The organism is Streptacidiphilus sp. MAP12-20, assembly GCF_041262525.1.
Taxonomy (GTDB): Bacteria; Actinomycetota; Actinomycetes; order Streptomycetales; family Streptomycetaceae; genus Streptacidiphilus.
Window position 1 is genome coordinate 95,236 of the sequence record NZ_JBGCCK010000010.1, and the last position, 19,596, is coordinate 114,831.

Consider the following 19,596-nt stretch of genomic DNA (forward strand, 5'->3'; position numbering starts at 1 on the left):
GGTGTTGCCACGATGGTAAATCCTTTGACGGCGTGGAGGCTTGCCCCGTTACGGCGCGATCAACTACCGCAGGGGCCCGACGGTTCCGTCAGCGGGCGATGGTGGCGTCCTCACCGCGCAGGCGCGCCAGATGGCGCTCGACTGAACTCAACCTCCCTTGGTCCGGCACTGCCTGACGGAGCCTCAGCAGAGCGGGGCCGAGCATGCGGGCCTCCGTGTCGTCCTCGATCGCCCGCCAGCAGGCTTCGGCGTTGGCGGCCGCCTGGCGGGTCTCCGGGTCGTCGGCGCCCCTGTCGTCGAGCAGGCTCAGTGCCACGTCGCGGTAGAGCAGGGCGGCGTCGCGCTGGAGTCCCGCCAGGCGGGTGACATGGGCTCGGACCTGACGCAGCTTCAGCGCCGGTTCGGCGTCCTGGCCGTGGCGGGCGACGGCGGAGCCTTCGAGCGCGATGGCCTCGTTGACCGCGCGGGCGTGCTCGCCCGCGTCCGCGGCGGCGACGATGGAGCCGATGGCGGTGCGGTAGGGGTCGAGTTCGTCGGCGAGGAGCGCGGCGGCGCGCTGCGCGCGGGGGGCGGCTTGCGGGGTGGGCGTGGGCGGAGCGGAGAGGTGCACGGTGGGTGGGTGCGGCGGGAGCGGCGGCAGGTCGAAGGGGGGTAGCTCCGCCGGTGCCAGGGAGGGGAGTTCGACGGTGTCGCCCTCGTTGCGCAGTTCGACTGCCGGGCCGGCCAGAGCGGGAGCGCCGGGGACGGGAGCGCCGGGGACGGGGAGTGCAGGCGCGGGCGCGGCAGCAGCGGGCCCGGGAAACGGAACGGGAGCAGCGGACGCGGGGGTAGCGGGCGCGGCAGCCGGAACAGGAGCAGCGGGAGGAGCGGGCGCGGGGGTAGGAGCGGCAGCGGCAGCGGCCGGGGGCACAAGCTCCCGTTCCACGAGGGTCGGGCCCAGGCGGCGGGAGGTGTTGCGGAAGACGCGCCAGCCAGGCCCGTGCGAGACCACGATCTGGGTCTCGGGTCGCAGCACGGTGTGGACCTGCTGCTGCAACTGCTCCGGCGTCAGCCGCTCCCCCGCGCCTGGGCGTCCGCCGTGCAGGGCCTCGACCAGCGCGCGCGTGAAGACGCCGACCTGCTGCGGGTCGGGGCTGATCGCCGCCCAGAGCGGCAGGCCGGCTGCCAGCGGAGAGGGAAGCACACGCAGTTGCGGCAGCGCGGCGGGTTCCGCGCTGAGGTCGGCGATGACGAGGGTCCCGGTCTGCGGCGGGCGCAGCCGCAGTTCCTCGGCGAGGACGCGCCAGGGCAGTCGGGAGGCGTCGAGGTCGAGGTCGAGCGCGCCGCTGCGGCGGTCGCGGGCCAGGTGGCCGCCGATGTGGACCAGCAGTGGACCAGGGTGGCGGGCGGAGGCCCGCAGGTGGTCGCGGACGCCTGCCGCGTCGGTGCTCGCGGGCAGGTGCACGGTGTCGACGCCGTCGGCGGCGAGCAGCACCTGCGGGGCTATCGAGGCGAGGATCGACGAGAGCCCGGGCGCGGGCCGGGTCGCGCGCGGTGGGAAGCGCCGACCGGCCCGTCCGCCACCACCGTCGATCACGAGCACCCGACCGCGCAGTCCTCCGCCGCCCTCGCTCACGCCCCACCTCGCCCTCGTCGGTCGGCTGGGCGGGCCGACCGCCCCCGTCGACCGTCACCCTACCGTCGGGGCAGCAGATGATCGGCGGGGGCACGCAGCTCGTCGAGGAGGGCGGCGGACTCGGGCTCCAGCGGGAATCCGGTCCTGGCCGCCTTGGATTCCAGGCGGGCGACGGTCCGTTGGAGCTGTTGGCCGCTGCCGGAATCGGCATAGAGGCAGATCAGGTCGCGCAGCAGCAACTCGGCGTCCGGATCAGCGACCAGCCCGCGTACGGCGGCCCCCTCCCCGCCCCTGTGGTCGCGTGCCCGGAGTCGGCGGAGAGTCAGTTCGTGCGCGACGTCGACGACTGCGGTGGTGATCCCGCGGCGCAACGCCTCCGCCCACGGGTAGGCGGCCTCGGCGAACGGCGCTCCGCGCACGAGCGCGAGGGCGCGCGCGAGCGCGGTATCCCCGGACGCGCCGTTGTCGCTCAGGCCACGTGCGCACAGCGCCTGGAAGTCGTCCCAGTCGCAGCGCAGATTGACGGGTCTTCCCTCGGGCCCGTCACCGAGCCACTCGCGCAGCCGGCCGATCGCGTCGGCGGAGACGTACGCGCCCTGGGCCGGGCCGAGGGCCCGGCGAGCGGCCGCCTCGATCAGCGCGGCGCGGCGCTCGGGCTCGACGGGCCCTGCAGCGCCGACGAGCTCGACCGGGCCGATGATGCGCAGCTGCGGGTTGGCGGGCGTGGCCGAGCCGGGCGGGGTGGCGAGCAGCGCGAGGATCCACGGGTCGGTGGGGAGCCGCTGCTGGGGTAGGGGCTCGCCGTACTCGACGGGCGCGGAGGCGGACCCATGCGGCGTCGGCTGGGGCTGCGGCCGCGGCGGGGCGGGGACGGCGCCGGGTGTGGGGACGGGCGCTTGACGTGAGGTCAGCTGTCGGCCGGCGGACATCCGCCCGGAGCCGGTGCCGCTTGCGCCCGCGACGGGGCGCGCTGACGCCGGGGCCATGGCTGCCAACGGGTCGGCGGGCGTGGGTCCGGCAGGCCGCGCGGGAACGCCTCCTGCGCCGGTGGGCGCACCGGTGGCACTCCACCGGTCCGCGCCGCCAGGTTCGCCGGTCGGGAGGGGCGATGCGCTCGCCGGTCTCGGCAGGAATCGCCGGTCCCCGGCCCCGGAACCCGCGTCGGCGGGGTCGCCCGGCCCTGACGGCCCGGCAGACCCGGCCAGGGGCACGGGACGGTGCGGCAGGAAGCGGGGGTCGACCTGCCCGCCTGTCGGCTCGCCCGCCGACGCGGCTTCGGAGCCGTAGGGCGCTGCGGCGGAGGCCCCGGAGCGGTCCGGCAGGAAGCGCGGATCACCGGGAGCAAGCCCGCTGGAAGGCTCCACGGCCGGGTCCGGCCAGAGCGGCGGTGCGGCGGAGAGCCCGGAGCGGTCCGGCAGAAAGCGCGGGTCAGCTGGGCCCGGCGCGTCCCATGGCCCGGTGGGAGCAGGGTAGCCGGTCGGCGGTTCGGGTGATCGCGGTGAGTACGGGTCCGGTGGCCAGGTGTCAGGGGCGGTTGGGGTGAGGAGGTCCGGGAGGGTGGGGTCCGGCCAGGACGGGGGTGGGGTGGGGGTCTGCTCGGTGGGTGGGACCACGTTCGCGCCGAGGAGGCGGAGCCAGCGGTCGTAGGTCTCGTCGTCCAGCTTCTGCAGGGCGATGTTCATCTCCAGGCCGGGCACCACGCCCGAGCCCGAGGCCGGCAGCGTCCACCGGGCGACAGGGCCGGTCCCCTGCGGCGGAGCGGCCGTCACCACGGCGACGCTGCCGCGCGGTCGCGCGTCCAGCAGGCGGCCGAGCGCCTCGGGCGTCGTGCCGGTCGGGTAGGCGGCGCAGAGGACGACCTCCGGGGCCCACTCCTCGCCGCCGATGCCCCGGCTGCGCGCCTCGCGCGGGGTGGCCGCGTTGGCGCGCAGGAGTGCCGAGCGGACGGAGGCGTCGCGGTGTTGCAGGGCGCCGACCGCATGTTCGAGATCCGGGTGGACGACCAGACGGTCGTCAGCCACAGCCGCCAACTCCTGTGCGACGCCCACGACGTGGACGCCGACGCGGTCGGCGAGCGGGGTGAAGGTGAGCTCGAGGGCCAGGGTGCGCAGCACCCGGGCGATGTCGCGCGGCGCGCCGGAGATGTGCAGCAGCCGGATGGCTTCGAGGTCGACCAGGACGGTCGCTCCGTCGACGGTCTCGCCCAGGCTGACCAGTGCGGGGTACGGCGAGGGCACGACGGCCGCCGCCTCCGGCCCGAGCAGGCCCGGCGCGTCCGCCGTGCACCACCACACCGTCGACGCGTGCGCGGCGCGGAACGGCGGGATGGGCGGTGCGGGCGCGACGAGGTGGAGCTCGATCGTGTGTGCGGCGGTGACCCGGACGACGTTGAGCGGCGGCAGTCGGCGTCCCTCGCGGGCGACGTTGCGGGCCATGCTGCGCAGCGCGCGTCCGAGCAGGTCGAGGTCGCGGCTGGACTGCTGCACGGGCTCGGGCTCGGGCGGCATCGGCGGTGCGGGCGCGAGCGGCGGCAGCGGAGCGACCGGCGTGGGCGGTGGCGCCGCGTGGCTCGGAGTCCGACGGAGCGGCTCGGACGGCAAGGCCGCCGCGACGGACGGCGGAGCCGGGGGCTCAGGACGTGGGCCGCGCGAGGTCCGATGCTGCGGCTGATGCGGAGGCATCGCGCGGCGGCGGGAACGCCGCAGCGCGACCGCGCCGAGCAGCACCGCGCCGAGCACACTGGTCCCGGCCGCGACGGCGAACTGGCCCAGCGACTGGGACCCGCCGTGGTGCGACGCGTTGTCCACGGGCGGCGAGGCGGCCAAGCCGCCGGCTTGCGGCGTCGGAGTCGGCGTGGGCGTCGCCGTCGGAGTCGGAGTCGGGGTCGGGGTCGACGTGCTTGCGGCCGGCCTGGTCTGCGGGGGCGTCGGCGGAGGGGTGGGCTGTCTGGCGGGAGGGACGGGTGCGGCGGCGCCGGGGATGGTGAGCCGCATGCCCGGTTCGATGAGGTTGGGGTCGGTGAGCCGGTGGCCATCGGGGGCCGTGACGCCTCGGTTGGCGGCGAAGAGCCGTGGCCAGTCTGCGGAGCTGCCCATCTCGCGCTCGGCGATGTCGGAGAGCGTGTCTCCCGGACGCACCGTCACCTGCCGTGTGCCGGTGCCGGTCGCCGGAGCGGTCGCGGCTGCGGCGGCCGGGGCGATGGCCGGTGTCTGGGGAAGCTTGGCGTCGGCGGGGAGCGCCAGCTTCCAGCCCGGCTCGATGGGCCGGTCCGCGTCGAAGACGTGCTGCTGGGCGTCCATCACCCTGCCCTGGTTGAGCGCCGCGATCTCCCGCCAGCGCTCACCCGAGCCGAGCACGTGCTCGGCGATGCTCCACAGGCTCTCCGCCGGGCGGGTGGCGCGCACGGTGTAGTGCGGGCGGTGGTGTCCGTGCGCGTCGGCATGCGTCGTCGGCGTGGCGGTCACCGTGCCGGGGTGGTCCGCACTCGCGGCCGTGGCAGCCGCGTCGTCGTGCGCCTCCGCCGCAGGCGTCAGGGGCGCGCTGACGGCGAGTCGGGGCGCGGGCGCGCCGGTCGCGGCGAGGGCTCCTCCGGCCACGGGCAGCAGCGCGAGCACCGCGCCGACCAATCCCCCGGCCAGGCGCTGGCTCCAGCCGAGCGTGGGCAGTCGACGCGGCATCCGCCCGCGCAGCTGTGCCGGAATCTCGACGAGCACCGAGACGGCGAAGGCCAGCCACGCGACCCAGCCGACGATCACCAGCGCCCAGAGGAAGAGGTTCCCGTTGTCGGGCGTGGTCAGCAGCTGCACCAGGCTGTCCTGCTGCGGTCTGGCCTGACGCGTGACCGCCAGGGTTCCGAGAGCGAGCACCCCGGGGAGCCCGACGAGCAACGCGACAAGCGTGACGAACGCGAAGATCGCGCGGATCAGGGTGCGCAACATCAGTGCCCCTCCGGACCGGTGACACCGTGGACGAAGTGGGCCGATCCGGTCGCGTCGACGGTGAGCGACGTGATGCCGATGATCGCGAGCGTGCTGGTGCGGTAGTTGTACGTGATCGCCACCTGGCAGCCCCCTGCCCCGATGACAGGTGAACCGGCCACCTTGGCTTGTCGGAGGTAGTCGAGCGCGGCCGCCGTCGCGGAGGCGCGGTTCAGCACGTAGCCCTTTCCCGCGAGCAGCGCCTGCTGGTCGATCTGCTCGCACCCGGTGCGCGCCGCCTCGCGCGCGATCGCGGTCGCCTCCTCCTGGGCGTTGAGACGTCCCCCGCCGTCCAGGACCAGTCCGCACAGGGCGAGCAGGCCAACTGCGCTGACGGCGACGAAGAGCGAGAGCGCACCCCGATCGCGTCGACCGGTTGTCAGTGCTTGGCGCGGTAGGTGTCGATGGTCGACACGAACGTGGCGTCCACCGGGATCGAGCCGGGCAGGCCCGGTACCAGTGTGAGGTCCTTGAGCGAGAGCCGGCAGTGGATCACCACGGTGACATAGCCCGGCGTGCCGGGCCTCTTCCCGATCTGACTCGTGTCCACGTGTGTGTACGGCGTGCATGGCACCCCCTGGGCCTTCAGGATCGACTGGGCGGCTGCTTGCCCGTTGGTCTGCGCCGACGTGGGCGTGCGACTCAACGAAGCGGCCCGCGCGGCCGCCCGCGCCGCCGCGTTGAGAAACCCATGGCTGGTCTCGGTACGCCCGGCTGCCACGCCGAAGAGCAGCATCATCAGCAGGACGGGCGCGAGCAGGGCGGCCTCCAAGGGGATCGCGCCCTGCTCGCGCCGCCGATCGCCGGTCTCGCTCATGGTCCCGCCGGGGCGAACTTCTCCAGCGGCGCACTCACGTGCACCGTGATCGACAGCGGGAAGAAGCCGAGCAGGATCGACTGAGCCTTGAGGTGCGCATAGACGGTGACGGTGTCGCCGTTGACCGTCTGCCAGCTCTGCAGATCCATGTCCTTCCCCCCTCCGGCGTTCGCCTGCATCCACGCTCGTGCCTCCTGCGTCCCGTCCCCGGGCAGGCCCGCAGGCGTCGCACTCGAGGCCACTTCGCTGCCCTGCCTGGCCGCCCCGAGGGCGACCTGGCGGTCGTACCACCAGAACGCCCCCTGGACGGTGAGCCAGACGACGAGCAGGACCATGGGAAAGACCAGCGCCAGGCTGAGCGACATGGCCCCGCGATCGCCTCGACTCAATGAATGCCCCCCTTGTGCGCGTTGACGGCGTTCGTGATGGCAACGACGACGAAACCCGCGACGATGACGAGGCAGGCGACGAGCAGCGCCATCTCGAGGCTGAGCGCGCCGAGATCGTCGGTCCGGCTCACCCGGCGCGCCCGGTCACGTACACCTGCCACGGCCAGGAAGAGCGGAACGAGCGGCGCGGGGATTTCCTTGGTGCGCATGGTGTCTCTCCATTCGTCTGACGCCTTCTCAGGCATTGGTGAACATTCGGTAGACCGCCGGAAAGGCGATCAGCATAGTCATGATCATGACCAGTGCTACTCCGGGGACGACCATCTTTTCGCTGACCACGTTGGACTTCGCCAGTTCCGCGGACAGCAGCTCCGCGCGGAGGTTCTCTGCCCGCGCCCGCAGGGTTCGGTAGACGGCAGCGCCGTCGTCACCGGACATTCGCATGGTGTCTGACAAATCCTGAAGGGGCGTCAGGCCCAGCTCCGACGCCATCTCCGTCAGCCCGTCCCAGGGCGGGCGGCGTTCGAGCGCGCTGCGGTCAAGGACGGCCTCCAACTGCTGGAAGGCCCGCCCACGGCCGACTTTGGCCGCCCGCAGCAGTGCCTCGGCGGGACCGCAGTCCGCCGCGCGCTCCAGCGCGACCAGTTCCAGGTAGGCGGCAATGGCGTGCAGGTAGTCGGTCCGGGCCTCCTTGGCCTCACCCCGCACGACGAGATCGGGAATGAACCAGCACAGGGCAGCCACCCCGAGCGAGCCGACCGCGGGAATCACGACCGACACGGACAGCCCTGTCATGGTGAGCATGAGTTGCAGGTACGGTGCAGCCAGCAGGCCGAGGACCGCGAAGGCCAGCTTGTGGAACATGAACCTGGCCGGAGTCCGCCCAACCAGCAGGAGCTCCTGGCGCGGCACCGTGGCGAAGGACAGACCCAGCAGTCGGCCGCCCACACGGTCCAGCGCGCTGACCGGCTCCTCGGACCATCCGTGCTCGCCCGACGTACCGGGCCGCTGGTGCAGGCGGTCGAGCGCCGCGCCCAGTTCGGGTGGAGCCGGGCGGAGTTCGGCAATCATGACGGCCAGGCCCGCGCCGGCCACGATCCCCACCAGGATCAGCCAGGTCATCGTCATGCCGGCCCTCCCTCCTCGTCCGGTGCCTGGGCCCGACCGACCTTGGTCCGACGGTCGTACTCGAGAAAGCGGGGCACCGGCCGGTACCGTGCCATTCGGCCCATCCAGGACACCACCCCGAAGAAACCCATCGCGCAGACCAGAACCACCACCTGGCCGACCAGCGTCCGGTAGGGGCTGATGTACTCCGTGTTCAGCGCGCCCGCCGCGATCACCGCCAGGATGATCAGGACCATCCACCGCACCGTCGCCCGGTGCTTGGCCCGGTCCGCTTCGATCACGCGGCGCTGGCGCACTTCGGCACGCACGGAATCGGCCATGTCAGCGAGCGCGCGGGCCAGGCCGGGGCCACGGTCGTTGACCCGGAGCAGCAGCGCCGCCATCACCTTGTCGGAGGTGGCGTCACCCAGCCGGTCTGCGAAGACGCGCAGTGCCTCCTCAGGCTGCATCCGAGCCCGGATGCGGCCGACCAGGTCGGTCACATCGGCCTCCAGCGCCGCCGGCACGGTCTTGAGACTGCCGATGATCGCCTGTTCCAGGCCGACGCCGAGAAGCAGGACGTCGGAGAGCCGCTGCGTCCATTCGGACAGCGCCTCCAATCGGTCGATCCCCGCAGTACTGGAAGTCGTCGCGGAGACCAGCCAGGGCACGCCGAACACCAACAGCGGCACGATGACCAGAGCCACCAGGTAGCCGGTCAGCAGCCAGACCAGCGCCGCGCCCGCGACCGAGAGACCGACCAGCAGTTGCCGACGTCGGACCTCGCTGTCGGCCACGAACGCCGGTCGCTGCACCTCGGGCGGACGCTGCTCGCTGCCCCGGCCGAAGGCGATCAGAGCCACCACGCCGCCCAGCAGGACCGCTCCGCAGGTGGCCCAGAGCAACAGGCTCATGCCGCTCCTCCCATGCCGCCGGGCTGGACCCCGCTCACCCGCAGGCTCAGCGGCGCGGACCAGGTCCCGTAGGGGTTGCGCAGCAGGCCCGCGTCGAAGCCGGCGCGGCGCAGGTCATCGAGGCAGGCTGGCGGCGTCTGCGGGACCCCGCGCGGCTCGGACCAGATCTGCCGCCCCTGACCGTCGACGCCGCCCTTGCGCGGGCCGAAGACGGTGTTGAGCGCCGGCCGCCCCTGCTCGCCCAGGCCGGTGACCTCCAGGACGTGCGAGACGAAGCGGTGGCGCTTTCCGCCGATGCCGGTCTCGTCGATCATGGTGACGTGGACGATGAAGTCCAGCGCGTTGGCGGTCAGCCGGTAGGCCAGCAGGTCCGTCATCTGCGCGCCGTACTCGAGGCACAGCTCGGCGATGCGGTCCACGACCATGTGCGGGGTGCGCGCGTGCAGCGTGCACATGGAGCCGCCCTCGCCGTTGGTCATGACCCGCAGCATCGGCACGACCTCACTGGAGCGGACCTCGCCGACGATGATCCGGCTGAGCGTCATCCGCAGGGCCGCCGGGATCAGTTCGCCGATGGAGAGCTCGCCCGCCGCACGGCCGTCGACGCGTTCACCGTTACCCTCGCGGGCCTCCATCGGCACGACCTGGCGCAGATGGCCGAGCGTGTGCAGCCACAGTTCGAACTCCGACTCCAGCGTGCCGACCCGCTCGTCCGGCGGGATCTCGCCGGCCATCGCGCGCAGCAGGCTGGTCTTGCCGACGCCCTGGGTGCCGGTGATCATCACGTTCTTGCGCGCGCGGATCGCGGCGGCGAGGAACGCGGCCATCGTGGAGTCGACGGTGCCGAGCGCGACCAGATCGCCCAGCGTCGCGTTGGCGACGCGGTGGCGGCGGATCGCGACGTACGGGCGCGGGGTGACGCCGGTCATGGCCTGCAGCCGCATCCCGCCCTCCAGCCGGAGGGCGAGCATGGGGCTGGAGGTCGAGAGGCTGCGCTCGCCGCCACCGTGACGGCGGGCCAGGTCCTGCAGCAGCTCGATCAGCTCCGCGTCGCTGTCCGCGACCGGTGGCACCTGGCACAGGGGCTGGTTGGCCTTGGAGATCCAGACGTCGTCGCAGCCGTTGATGAGGATGTTCTCGATCTCGGGGTCGTCCAGGTAGGGCTGGAGTCGGCCGGCGCGGAAGAGCAGGTCGAAGACCACCTCGGCGAGGGCGCGGTCCTGCTCGCGGGTCGGGGCGAGTCCATGCGCTCCGGCATGGGCGTCCGACCAGCGGGCGACGGCCTCCTCGATGAGGGCCCGGCCCCGCTGACGCTGGTTGGCCGCGTCCACTCCGGCGCCCGCCGTCACCCCGTCCTGGGCGCTGAGCTGCTCATGCAGGTCGGCCGCCACCTGACGCTTGAGCTCACGCGCGACCTTCGGGTCGACGAGCGCTCCGAGCAGACGGTCCATCGGCTCAACGGACATGCGCCACCTCCCCGGACGACGGCGCGGCAGCGTTCGTCTGCGTGGGGACCGGCGCGGGCTCCGGCGGCCGGAACTGCTCCGGTGCGGGCGGCCGTGGCGCGAGGTCCGCCAGTGGCGGCGGAGGGGCGGTGTGGAGCGGAGCGAACCAGTCCCGGTCGGCGTCCGAGACCGGCGCCGCGCCCGGGTCGGCGGGGCGGAAGCTGGGTCCACCCTGAACCTGAGGTTCAGGGTGAGGGTTGGCCCCCGCGCCGGTCCCGGGCTCGGACTCCAGATGCACGGCCCGCAGCCGCGCCGCCTGGCCCGGCGTCACCGGACCACCAGCTGTGGAGGTCGGGCCGGAAGGGGGCGCGGAGACCTCGTACGGCGGATACGCGGAGGGAACGACGCCGGGTGTCACAGCGGAGTTCTCGGGGCCGCCCTCCCCGAGCTGCGCCGAGGCGGCGAGGTCGAGCACGTCCTGCACCGACCAGGTCGGCGGTTCCTGACGCAGCGCCGGTCGGTAGCCCAGCGGCGTGGAAGTCGGCGGCTGCGGCGCGCCCCCGTACGGCGGGTGTCCCGCGACGGCCGCGCTCGGGCTTCCCGTCCCTGGCGTGGCAGGAACCGTCGGCGACAGCCGGTCCGCCGGGGAGAAGCCGCCCGGCGGTGCGAACTGCGCGGCGACAGGAGGCGGCTGCAGGTCGCGGTGCCCGTGGAGTGGAGCGGCCCCCGACGGCGCGGCCGGTCCGGGAGACGGAGGCTGCTGGTGCAGGCCCACCGGGCTGACAGGGCTGAGATGCGCAGGGTAGTCGGACGCGGGGACTGCCGGGACTGCGGGAACCGGGGCCGCACCGGCGGCGATCGGAGCGGCCGGGCCCGGGGCCCGCACGCGGCGGCGGGCGATGAGGACGCGCAGCTCGTCCGCCGTGGAGCGGGCGGCGCGCATCAGCTGGGAGCGCTGGAACCGGCGATCCGCGGTGCGCCCGCCGTCCGACAGGATCCGTGCCTCCTTCGGGGCGAACGGGAGCAGGCCGAGCACGGGCGCCTGCAGCGCACGCGATATCTCCGAGGCCGAATACGGCCCCTCCTGGACGAGCAGCAGACCGAGCACGTCCACGCCCCCGCCCTCCGTCGCCAGATCCGCCGCCAGCGCGGCCACGCGCGGACGTGCCGCGCTCAGCCCGCGCAGCGTCGTGCGCAGCACCGCCAGCACCGCGTCCGACTGACGGGCCATCACCGCCGACGGTCCCTGGCCGCCCGAGCGGCCGAGGTCGACGATGACGTCACAGCCGAAGGCGTCCAGCGAGCGGCACGCGTGTGCGAGCGGCGCCCAGGTGTGTGCCAGGGCCATCGCCTGGGCGGGGTCGCTGAGTCCGGGCAGCAGCAGCCGGTCCCCGGTTCGCTCCGGCGAGACGTCGAGGCACTGCTCCCACATGGCCTCGAGCAGTCGGCCACGCCGGTCGGCGAGCGCCAGGTTGCGCAGACCGGCGGCCGCCTCGACGCGACCCTGAAGGGCGCCGGCCAGGATCGCGCCGCCATCGGGATCGCCTTCGAGCAACAGGACACGTCGGCCGTCCGCCAGCGGCCAGCTGAGCAGGAGGGCGAGTGCGGCGCTGGTCGCTCCGGGAGCGCCAGGGGCGCCGGTGATCGTGACGACCGCCATCAGCCGCCCCCGCTCTGGCTGCCGGGGGCGGCAAGCAGCAGCATGAACTTGCCGCTCGCCGCCAGGTCCGCCACGGCGGCGGCCTTCGCGGTCGGAATCGCGAGGTCGATGACGACGGTCTGGTCGGTCTGCGAGACGGGGCCGACATCGACCACCCGCGCGACCAGGCTCGACACGGTCACCGAGCCGGCGGCCGCGGAGGGCGCCGGGGCGGCCGCCGCGCCGCCGTTGCCCTGGGCCGACGGTGTGTAGACGAGCACCACCCAGGCGCCCGCCCGCGTCCCCTCGGCGGGGAACTGGGACTGCTTCGCCGCGATCGGGACAACTGTGTCGCCGGGTCCGACGAGCGGGTCGTTGGTCAGGTCCCCGGCGGTGAGCAGCTGCCCCGCCTTGAGGTCGGCGGCGGCTCGCATGTTGAGCACGTGGCTGTTCGCGGAGAGGGGCTTGACCGCCGGATCGAGCGAGATCTGCACCTCCGTCAGATCGGCGGCGGTGATGGCCTGCCCGGCCGGGACGTCGTGGGCGAGCGCCAGGACGGCCACCCGCTGACCGGTCGTCACGTAGAGGGTGGCTCCCCCCAGCCCACCAGCGGCGACCAGGGCGATGCCGAGAGCGAGGACCGCGGGCCTGCGCCGGCGCCGCTGCGGCGTGCGCATGGGCGCGGCTGGGCGTTGCCCTGCTGTGAGCGTCGACGACGCGGGAGCTTCCACCGGGGTCTCGCCTCTTTCCTTGGTCCGTTCCGAGCTGTGCGGTTCGATCGGAGTTCAGGTGGTGCGCGCGTTCGTGCGGTTCGTTTCGTGTGGAGGTTCGTCGGGAGGTTCGTGCGGAGGTGCCGGCTCAGTTGAGGACTTGGAGCTCCTCGATCCGCAACTGCTGTGCCGGGGTGCGGATGTCGTTCATACGGAAGGCTCCGGTGGCTCCGGTGTTGGAGGTCCAGCGCACCTGCCAGCCCACGATCGCCTCGATCAGGTAGTCCTTGGAGGGTCGCTGGTAGGTGTAGGTGCAGGCCGATTTCGCATCGCCCGGGTAGGCGATCCCCGCACCGAGTCCGCCCGAGCAGAGCTTGCGGTGCCCGTCGCCCATCACCCAGATCACGTACGGCGAGGAGACGTAGGCCGTCACCGACAGCCCCGGCACGCTGGCCGTCACCGTGAGCGGGTTCGCCGCGGAAGCCCAGGAATTGTTGTAGTTGCCGGCCTTCTCGTCCAGCCAGAGCCAGATCGGAGCCCCGACCAGTCCGGAGTGCTTGGTGTCCGCCTTCGGCGCGGTGTCGACCTTCGCCGCGTGCAGCGGGAGCTTCGAGACGGCGAGGCGGGCCAGCTCACCCGGCGTCACCTGCGGGGCGGTCGCCGGAGCCGCGGGCAGCCAGAGGCTGACCGTGCCCCCACCGGCGTTCAGCGAGCAGGTACGGACGTAGACGGCGCCGGTGCCCGGCGGGTTGCCCTGCCAGAGTGGATCCCCCGCCGGAGGCTGCGGCTGCATCTCGATGTAGTAGCAACCGTCGTTGGCGCTGAGCCAGCCGATGCCGGGGATGTAGCACGGCAGGATCTGGCCGCCGTAGGAGCAGGCGCCGCTGCCCCCTCCGCCGCCTCCGCCACCACTGCCACCGCCCGAGCTCCCGCCGCCGGATCCCGGCGAGCCCACGACGACGCAGACGTAGGAGTTGTCGCACGGCTGGACCGCGGCGTGGGCGCTGCTCGCCGTGCCGAGGATGCCGGTGAGGACCAGAAGCAGCGCGGTCGCGAGCCGCGTTGTCGCGCGTCGGCCGCGGGTCAGCACGACTTGCCCGTCTCGCGGGCGATCTGACTGATCATCCACACTCCTCCGACGGTGCGTGCGGTCACCACGACCGGATACCGGGTGAGCCGCTTGGCCGGCTCGTTCACCTGTCCGCCCTTCGCGTTCACCTGGTGCCAGCCGGAGACGTCCAGGCAGTCGACGAGGGTCGCCTGGCTCTCGTCGGCCGCACCTGGAAGCGGGCCTACGCCCGTCACCCTCGGGCTGTTGTGCGGTGCGCCGGACATCAGCAGGCCGTTGGTGACCAGCCGTACGACATCCGCGTAACTGTCGCTGAGCGCGGCCCCGGTGGCGTAGGTGGACAGGTCGCTCCCGTCCGCCTGGCCGGTGGACATCGCCTGCACCTCGGCCGCCCAGTAGCCGCTGTAGGCGCGGAGCACCAGTTGCGCGGCGTCACTTGAGAGGGCCGGTGCGGCGAGGCCGCTCGGCACGGCGGGCGTCGCCGGGTTCGAGGGTGCGCCGTTGAGCGTCTCCGCGCCGCCACCGTTGCCGCAGGCCGCCAGCAGGGCGGCGAGCAGAGCGCTGAGCAGCGCCGACGCGATGACTGTCGTGACGGGTCGGGTCGGAGCCGTGGTGGTTCCGACCGAGTTGTCACGCGAAGGGTGGTTCAGGAACTGCGTTCCCAGGCGCCGCATGGCTCCCCCCTTGCCGTCTCTTCCCCAGTTGACGGTGTTCAGCACCATATGCCTCACCGGGCGAGCTGTCCCGGGATGTGGCTGAAATTCTCCCTAACGTAATGCTCACGTCAAGGTGGAACGCAAGGATCCGCGCAGTACGGCACGGTTCCGCAGGAGCAGGCGGCACTCCTGGGGCGCTTCCAGCAGGTGGACGGCGCCCTTCGCTTCGCCCGAACCGTGGCCGGTCCGCGACGGCAGCCTGGCGTCGAGCGCGGCCGGGTCGAGCACCGCCGGTGCGCCGGGCACCCCGGCGTCGAGCAGCTCGGCGAGCTCCTCGGCCAGCACGCCGGCTCCGCCCTCGGCCGGTGCTCGGCCGCGCCGGGGCACATCGTGCCGGACGATCCGGCCCCAGGCGGGGACGGTGAGCTCTGCCGCGGCCCAGGCGGGCCACTCCTGCCAGGCGGCGGGCTCGGCGGCGAGATCGAGTACCAGCAGCGACTCCGTCTGGCCGCAGTGCGCCATCGCGCTGGTCACCCAGTCACAGGAGAGACCGCGTCGGGCGGCGTTCTCCCGAAGGCTTCCGGCGGCGACGAGGACCGGACGGCGGCGGCGCGGGTCCCAGGCGAGCTGACCGGCGAGGTAGACGAGAAGCAGCCGCCCGCCACGGGCGGCCGCCTGTTTGAGCGCGGAGAGCATGGCGTTCGCGTCGGCCTCGGGATGGACGGTGGTGATGCGGCAGCGGCCGGGCCCGGCGTCGAGCAGGGTGCCCGTCACCGCGCGCCAGAAGCGCTGGGCACCCAGGGCCGCGCCGAGCGAGCCGCCGAAGGCGCGCTCCTCCGGGCACTCGGCCCCGATGAGCACCAGTTCCACTGCGAGATCCACGAACCCCCCTGCCCCGGCCAGTCCTGCCCGGCACGGCTCTGCCCTGCTTTGTCCTGCTCCGCCCGGTGACGCGACCCCTCCCCGGGCCGGTCAGGCTCAGTCGTGGCATATGCCGATCACATGCGCCACGGCTGCCTGCCTGGGCCCTCTACCCCCTTCCAGGGCCTGAAAACCCGCGCGTTCTGCCCGAAGCGCCCACCCGGAGCGGGACCTACTCCCCTACCCCGTTAACGCTTCCATGATCAATGCTGGGACCCATGCAGCGGATCGAGGAAGAGGTAGCCATGCGCCAGGACGAATGCGTCGACCTGCTCTCCCGCAGTTCCGTGGGACGGGTGGTCTTCACCCGCCACGCCATTCCGGACGTGCTGCCCGTGCACTTCGCCTACGACGATCAGAGCGGCACGATCCGCATCCCCGCCCCGCACGCGTCCCGGCTGGCCGACGCAGTGGACGGCACGGTGGTCGCGCTGCACGTCGAGGAGCTCGACCCGGCGACCATGTCCGGCCGCTCCGTGCTGGTCCACGGGCGCGCCGAGGCCGGTACGGCGGACGCGCCGATCCGGCTGACGCCGGAACTCATCACCGGCCGGGTCCTGGCCCTGTCCCGCTCGGGCACGAGCGCCTGAGCGGGACCGGTGCGCCGCCCCGGTGACCTGCACCACATTCAGCCGGTCGCGGGGCGGGACTACGCTCCGGAACCATGACCATCTTCGCGTCCCTCGCAGACTTCACCGCAGCCGTCGGCACCGAGCTCGGCAGCAGTGACTGGCACGTCATCGACCAGCAGCGGGTCGACCTCTTCGCCGAGGCCACCGGCGACCACCAGTGGATCCACGTCGACCCCGAGCGCGCCAAGGCCGGTCCCTTCGGGACCACGATCGCCCACGGCTACCTCACCCTGTCGCTGATCCCGGTGCTCGCCAAGGAGTGCTACGGCGTCGAGGGCATCCGGATGGCCGTGAACTACGGTTCGGACAAGGTCCGCTTCCCCTCCCCCGTGCCGGTGGGTTCGGCTGTCCGGGCGACCGCCGAACTGGTCTCCGCCGAGGAGGTCCCCGGCGGCCTCCAGGCGGTCGTCCGCTTCACGATCTCCGGCAGGGACGGCGGCAAGCCGCACTGCGTCGCCGACACGATCACCCGCTTCTACGCGTGACCGACTGACCTCCGCAGGTGAGCGGCGCAGGTGAGCGGGGTAGGGCGCGGGTAGTCTGCGAAAGATCGCCGCGTCTCCTGGAGGTGCTGTGCTTGGCTTCGCCCGCTCTGTGCTGTCCGACCTGGCCGACCTGGCCGCTCTCCCCGCGCCCTTGCTGGGCCGGGTCCGTCCCGAGGGCTTCGGCGCCGAGCCGGCCGGGGAGCGGCTGGCCAGGATCAGACGCTCCCCGCAGTTCGTGGACGGCGCCTTCCGCAACCCGGTGCCGACGCGGCGGATGCTGCCCGGCGCGTTCCTGCCGGGGCTGCGCGCGGGCCTGACGGAGAACCGGGACCGGCGCCGCCCCGCCGGGGCCGTGCCGGTGCACCGGCTCACCCCGCAGCAACTGGCCATGCCGCCCGCCGACGGCCTGCGGCTGACCTGGCTCGGCCACGCGGGCGTGCTCGCCGAGATCGGCGGGCGGCGGGTCCTGTTCGACCCGGTCTTCGGCGAGCGCTGCTCGCCGATCGCGGGCTTCGGCCCGCGCCGGCTCCACCCGAACCCGATCCCGCCGCGCGAACTCGGGCCGGTCGACGTGGTGGTGATCTCGCACGACCACTACGACCATCTCGACCTCACCGCCGTGCGCGTGCTGGCCGCGTCCGGCGCGGTCTTCGCCGCACCACTGGGCGTCGGCGCGCACCTCGAGTTCTGGGGCGTTCCGGCGGAGCGGATCGTCGAGCTGGACTGGCACGAGTCCGCACGCGTCGCCGGGCTCACCCTGACGGCGACGCCTGCCCGCCACTACTGCTCGCGCGGGCCGCGCACCAGCCCGTACCAGCTGTGGTCCTCCTGGGTGGTGGCCGGTGGCGGGCACCGGATCTTCCACAGCGGCGACACCGGCTACTTCCCCGGCTTCGCCGAGATCGGCGCGGTCCATGGGCCCTTTGACGCGGCGATGATCCAGATCGGCGCGTACAGCCGGTTCTGGCCCGAGGTCCACATGACGCCCGAAGAGGGCGTCCGGGCCCACCTCGACCTGGGCGGCGGCGTGCTGCTGCCGATCCACTGGTGCACCTTCGATCTGGCCCCGCACGCCTGGGACGACCCGATCGAACGCACCCTTGCCGCAGCACTCGCCCACGACCTCCCCCTCGCCACCCCCCGCCCCGGCGAGCCCTTCGAACCGTCCCAACCGCTCCCGCAACGCCCCTGGTGGCGCGTCGTCGCGCCGACCGTCGTCGAGCCGATCCCGGTCGAGGCGACGGAGGTGCTTCCGGCTGTGGCCTCCTCGGGCCAGGACCCGGACGAGGACGATGCCACGGTGGGCGCGCGCGTCTGAGGGTCGCTCAGATCCGACGGCGCGCCCTCACGCCTTCTTGCGCAGTGCGAGGAGGCGGAAGTCGGGGTCGGGGCGCTTGCGGTCCTGGTCGGGGAGGGCGGCGAGGCGGGAGAGGATCCCGTCCCGGTCGACGGGGGCGAGGCGGCGGGCCCAGAACTGGTAGCGGTCGGTGCGGATCAGCTCGGCGAGGGAGGCCGGGCTGGTGCCGCGCAGGTGGGCGGTGAAGGAGGACTCACCGGCCGGTTCGAGGCCGACCGCCGCGCCGTGGTCGACGATCCGCTCGGTCGCGTCCTGCTCGGCCGCGCCCGCGGCGTTGCCACGGCGCGGGTGCAGGTCGCCGATCGCGTCGTCGATGTCGCTGCCGACGTCGTGGCAGGCGTCCTTGTCGACCGTGCAGACAAGCACGCCGCCAGGCCGCAGGACGCGCGCGAACTCGGTGACGACGGGCCGGGTGTCAGGGACGAGGTGCAGCAGCCACACGCAGGTGATCGCGTCCAGCGACGCGTCCGGGAACGGCAGCCGCTCGGCGGTGGCCCGCACCGCCCTCCCACCCGGCAGCCGCTGCGCGGCGAGCGCGAGCATCCCGGCCGTCAGATCGACCACGACGACGTCGCGGTCCTCGCGCCGAAGCCGCCGACTGATGATCCCGGTCCCGCCGCCGACATCCGCGAGCAGCCGGACGCCCGCCGGCAGCAGCCGCTCCAACCCCTCCGCGGCGGCCTCGGCCCGTGCCTCGCCGCCGCGCGACTCGTCGTAACGGGTGGCTTCGGTGTCCCAGGAGAACTTGGTCGCAGTCATGGCGGCACGGTATCCGACGGCATGATCGGCACGTGCGGTAGCTGCACTACCAGGGGCGCGAGGCTCTGCTTGATCAACTGCGTGCGCGAGAAGCCACCCACGGTTTCTCGCGCAGTTCCTCGCGCCCCTGATGGTGCAACTGACCGGAGTCAGTCGGCTAGCGCAAGCGCCACGGTACGCGCGCGCCCGAGGTGAACGCGGCCTGACCCTCGGCCAGGGAGGCCGGGTCGTTGCCGAGTTGGATCAGGGTCTTGGCCACGTCCAACGCCTGGCGGTAGCCCAGCTCCTGGGCGTACCAGACGGCGCGCAGCGTCGCCTGGACGGCGAGCGGTGGCTGGGAGGCGATCGCGGCGGCGACGCGCGCCGCCGCGGCGTGGAGCTCGGCGGCCGGGACGACCTCCTGGACCAGGCCGATCTGGTGGGCGCGTTGCGCCGAGAGGCGTTCGTGGCTGCCGGTCAGCTGCATGCGCATCACCTCGCCGAGCGGCATCCGCTGCAGCATCGCCATCGACTCGAAGACCGAGGCCATGCCGTAGCTGGTGTGCGGGTCGAAGAAGGTGGCATGGTCCGCCGCGATGATGAACTCCACCTGGCCCAGCAGGTAGAACGCGCCGCCGCAGGCCATGCCGTTGACCGCCGCGATGACCGGCTTCCACAGGTCGCCCGCCGTCTTCGGGCTGATCCAGTCGCCCGGGTCGTCGAAGTGCAACGGTGTGCCGCCGCGCGTGCCGATGCCGAGCTCGGGGTCGGCGAGCGCGCCCCGGTCGACGCCGGTGCAGAAGGCCCGCTCCCCCGCGCCGGTCAGCACCACCACCCGCACGGCGTCGTCCTCGCGCAGTTCGCGCCAGAGCGCGCGCAGCTCGCGCAGCATGCGCGCGTCGAAGGCGTTGTGCACCTCGGGCCGGTCCAGCGTCACCCAGGCCACGCCGTCGTCGCCGGCCTCGTAGCCCAGCGTCTCGAATCGACCCACGTGCTGCCTCCCCTACCTCTGGCGCAATGAACGAGAACACGTTCTACTAATGGCCTCATGGTCCGTCATCCCGGCTCTCCCGGGAAGAGGGAAGAACGAAGAGCGAACGCGGAGAACGCGGAGAACGCGGAAAG

At 73.2% G+C, this 19,596-nt stretch carries 19 protein-coding genes; 3 read left to right on the forward strand and 16 right to left on the reverse strand.

Translation table 11 applies throughout. The annotated features are described in order from the left end of the window. Window positions 1–88 precede the first annotated feature (88 nt). The 14 genes from ABIA32_RS15745 to ABIA32_RS15810 all read right to left on the reverse strand — a co-directional run bounded on the left by ABIA32_RS15745 (window position 89) and on the right by ABIA32_RS15810 (window position 15,220). Entirely contained in the window at window positions 89–1,615 is a 1,527-nt protein-coding gene (locus ABIA32_RS15745; RefSeq protein ID WP_370095343.1) for a hypothetical protein, read from the reverse strand. 59 nt (window positions 1,616–1,674) lie between these two features. Further along, complete coding sequence (locus ABIA32_RS15750; RefSeq protein WP_370095345.1) at window positions 1,675–5,553, reverse strand: LysM peptidoglycan-binding domain-containing protein; 3,879 nt, start codon at window positions 5,551–5,553, stop codon at window positions 1,675–1,677. Continuing rightward, a complete protein-coding gene (locus ABIA32_RS15755; RefSeq protein WP_370095347.1) occupies window positions 5,553–5,771 on the reverse strand; it encodes a hypothetical protein in 219 nt (72 codons plus the stop codon). The genes ABIA32_RS15750 and ABIA32_RS15755 overlap by 1 nt, the downstream gene beginning before the upstream one ends. Before the next feature lie 200 nt (window positions 5,772–5,971). Beyond that, entirely contained in the window at window positions 5,972–6,409 is a 438-nt protein-coding gene (locus ABIA32_RS15760) for a TadE/TadG family type IV pilus assembly protein (protein ID WP_370095349.1), read from the reverse strand. After that, window positions 6,406–6,774, reverse strand: a complete 369-nt coding sequence (locus ABIA32_RS15765; protein WP_370095351.1) for a TadE family protein — start codon at window positions 6,772–6,774, stop codon at window positions 6,406–6,408. Before ABIA32_RS15765 ends, ABIA32_RS15760 begins: the two co-directional genes overlap by 4 nt. Before the next feature lie 20 nt (window positions 6,775–6,794). Beyond that, window positions 6,795–7,007, reverse strand: coding sequence for a hypothetical protein (locus ABIA32_RS15770; RefSeq protein ID WP_370095352.1), 213 nt, complete (start codon window positions 7,005–7,007; stop codon window positions 6,795–6,797). Between the two features lie 28 nt (window positions 7,008–7,035). Continuing rightward, window positions 7,036–7,926 (reverse strand): type II secretion system F family protein, encoded by an 891-nt coding sequence (locus ABIA32_RS15775; RefSeq protein WP_370095354.1) that lies wholly within the window; start codon window positions 7,924–7,926, stop codon window positions 7,036–7,038. After that, complete coding sequence (locus ABIA32_RS15780; RefSeq protein ID WP_370095356.1) at window positions 7,923–8,819, reverse strand: type II secretion system F family protein; 897 nt, start codon at window positions 8,817–8,819, stop codon at window positions 7,923–7,925. Before ABIA32_RS15780 ends, ABIA32_RS15775 begins: the two co-directional genes overlap by 4 nt. Next, a complete protein-coding gene (locus tag ABIA32_RS15785) occupies window positions 8,816–10,285 on the reverse strand; it encodes a CpaF family protein (RefSeq protein WP_370095358.1) in 1,470 nt (489 codons plus the stop codon). Before ABIA32_RS15785 ends, ABIA32_RS15780 begins: the two co-directional genes overlap by 4 nt. Continuing rightward, the gene (locus ABIA32_RS15790; RefSeq protein WP_370095360.1) at window positions 10,275–11,924 is read right to left on the reverse strand and encodes a hypothetical protein; all 1,650 of its coding nucleotides are present in this window, start codon (window positions 11,922–11,924) and stop codon (window positions 10,275–10,277) included. Before ABIA32_RS15790 ends, ABIA32_RS15785 begins: the two co-directional genes overlap by 11 nt. Then, window positions 11,924–12,580, reverse strand: a complete 657-nt coding sequence (locus ABIA32_RS15795; RefSeq protein ID WP_370095362.1) for an SAF domain-containing protein — start codon at window positions 12,578–12,580, stop codon at window positions 11,924–11,926. The genes ABIA32_RS15790 and ABIA32_RS15795 overlap by 1 nt, the downstream gene beginning before the upstream one ends. Window positions 12,581–12,761: 181 nt before the next feature. After that, entirely contained in the window at window positions 12,762–13,703 is a 942-nt protein-coding gene (locus ABIA32_RS15800; RefSeq protein ID WP_370095364.1) for a hypothetical protein, read from the reverse strand. Next, a complete protein-coding gene (locus tag ABIA32_RS15805; protein ID WP_370095366.1) occupies window positions 13,697–14,356 on the reverse strand; it encodes a hypothetical protein in 660 nt (219 codons plus the stop codon). The genes ABIA32_RS15800 and ABIA32_RS15805 overlap by 7 nt, the downstream gene beginning before the upstream one ends. A 105-nt stretch (window positions 14,357–14,461) precedes the next feature. Further along, on the reverse strand, window positions 14,462–15,220 hold the full coding sequence (locus ABIA32_RS15810) for a hypothetical protein (protein WP_370095368.1): 759 nt from the start codon (window positions 15,218–15,220) through the stop codon (window positions 14,462–14,464). A 257-nt stretch (window positions 15,221–15,477) separates the two neighbouring features. Between ABIA32_RS15810 and ABIA32_RS15815 the strand changes: the two genes are divergently transcribed. From ABIA32_RS15815 to ABIA32_RS15825, 3 genes are all read left to right on the forward strand, one after another. Beyond that, complete coding sequence (locus ABIA32_RS15815) at window positions 15,478–15,849, forward strand: pyridoxamine 5'-phosphate oxidase family protein (RefSeq protein ID WP_370095371.1); 372 nt, start codon at window positions 15,478–15,480, stop codon at window positions 15,847–15,849. A gap of 74 nt (window positions 15,850–15,923) precedes the next feature. Beyond that, on the forward strand, window positions 15,924–16,376 hold the full coding sequence (locus ABIA32_RS15820) for a MaoC family dehydratase (protein ID WP_370095373.1): 453 nt from the start codon (window positions 15,924–15,926) through the stop codon (window positions 16,374–16,376). A 154-nt stretch (window positions 16,377–16,530) separates the two neighbouring features. After that, window positions 16,531–17,694, forward strand: a complete 1,164-nt coding sequence (locus ABIA32_RS15825; protein ID WP_370095722.1) for an MBL fold metallo-hydrolase — start codon at window positions 16,531–16,533, stop codon at window positions 17,692–17,694. A gap of 27 nt (window positions 17,695–17,721) precedes the next feature. Here the strand turns inward: ABIA32_RS15825 and ABIA32_RS15830 are convergent, their stop codons facing one another. Together ABIA32_RS15830 and ABIA32_RS15835 are read right to left on the reverse strand one after the other, a co-directional pair. Further along, complete coding sequence (locus ABIA32_RS15830; protein WP_370095375.1) at window positions 17,722–18,492, reverse strand: class I SAM-dependent methyltransferase; 771 nt, start codon at window positions 18,490–18,492, stop codon at window positions 17,722–17,724. 157 nt (window positions 18,493–18,649) lie between these two features. Continuing rightward, window positions 18,650–19,462, reverse strand: coding sequence for an enoyl-CoA hydratase/isomerase family protein (locus ABIA32_RS15835; protein ID WP_370095378.1), 813 nt, complete (start codon window positions 19,460–19,462; stop codon window positions 18,650–18,652). Window positions 19,463–19,596: the final 134 nt, after the last annotated feature.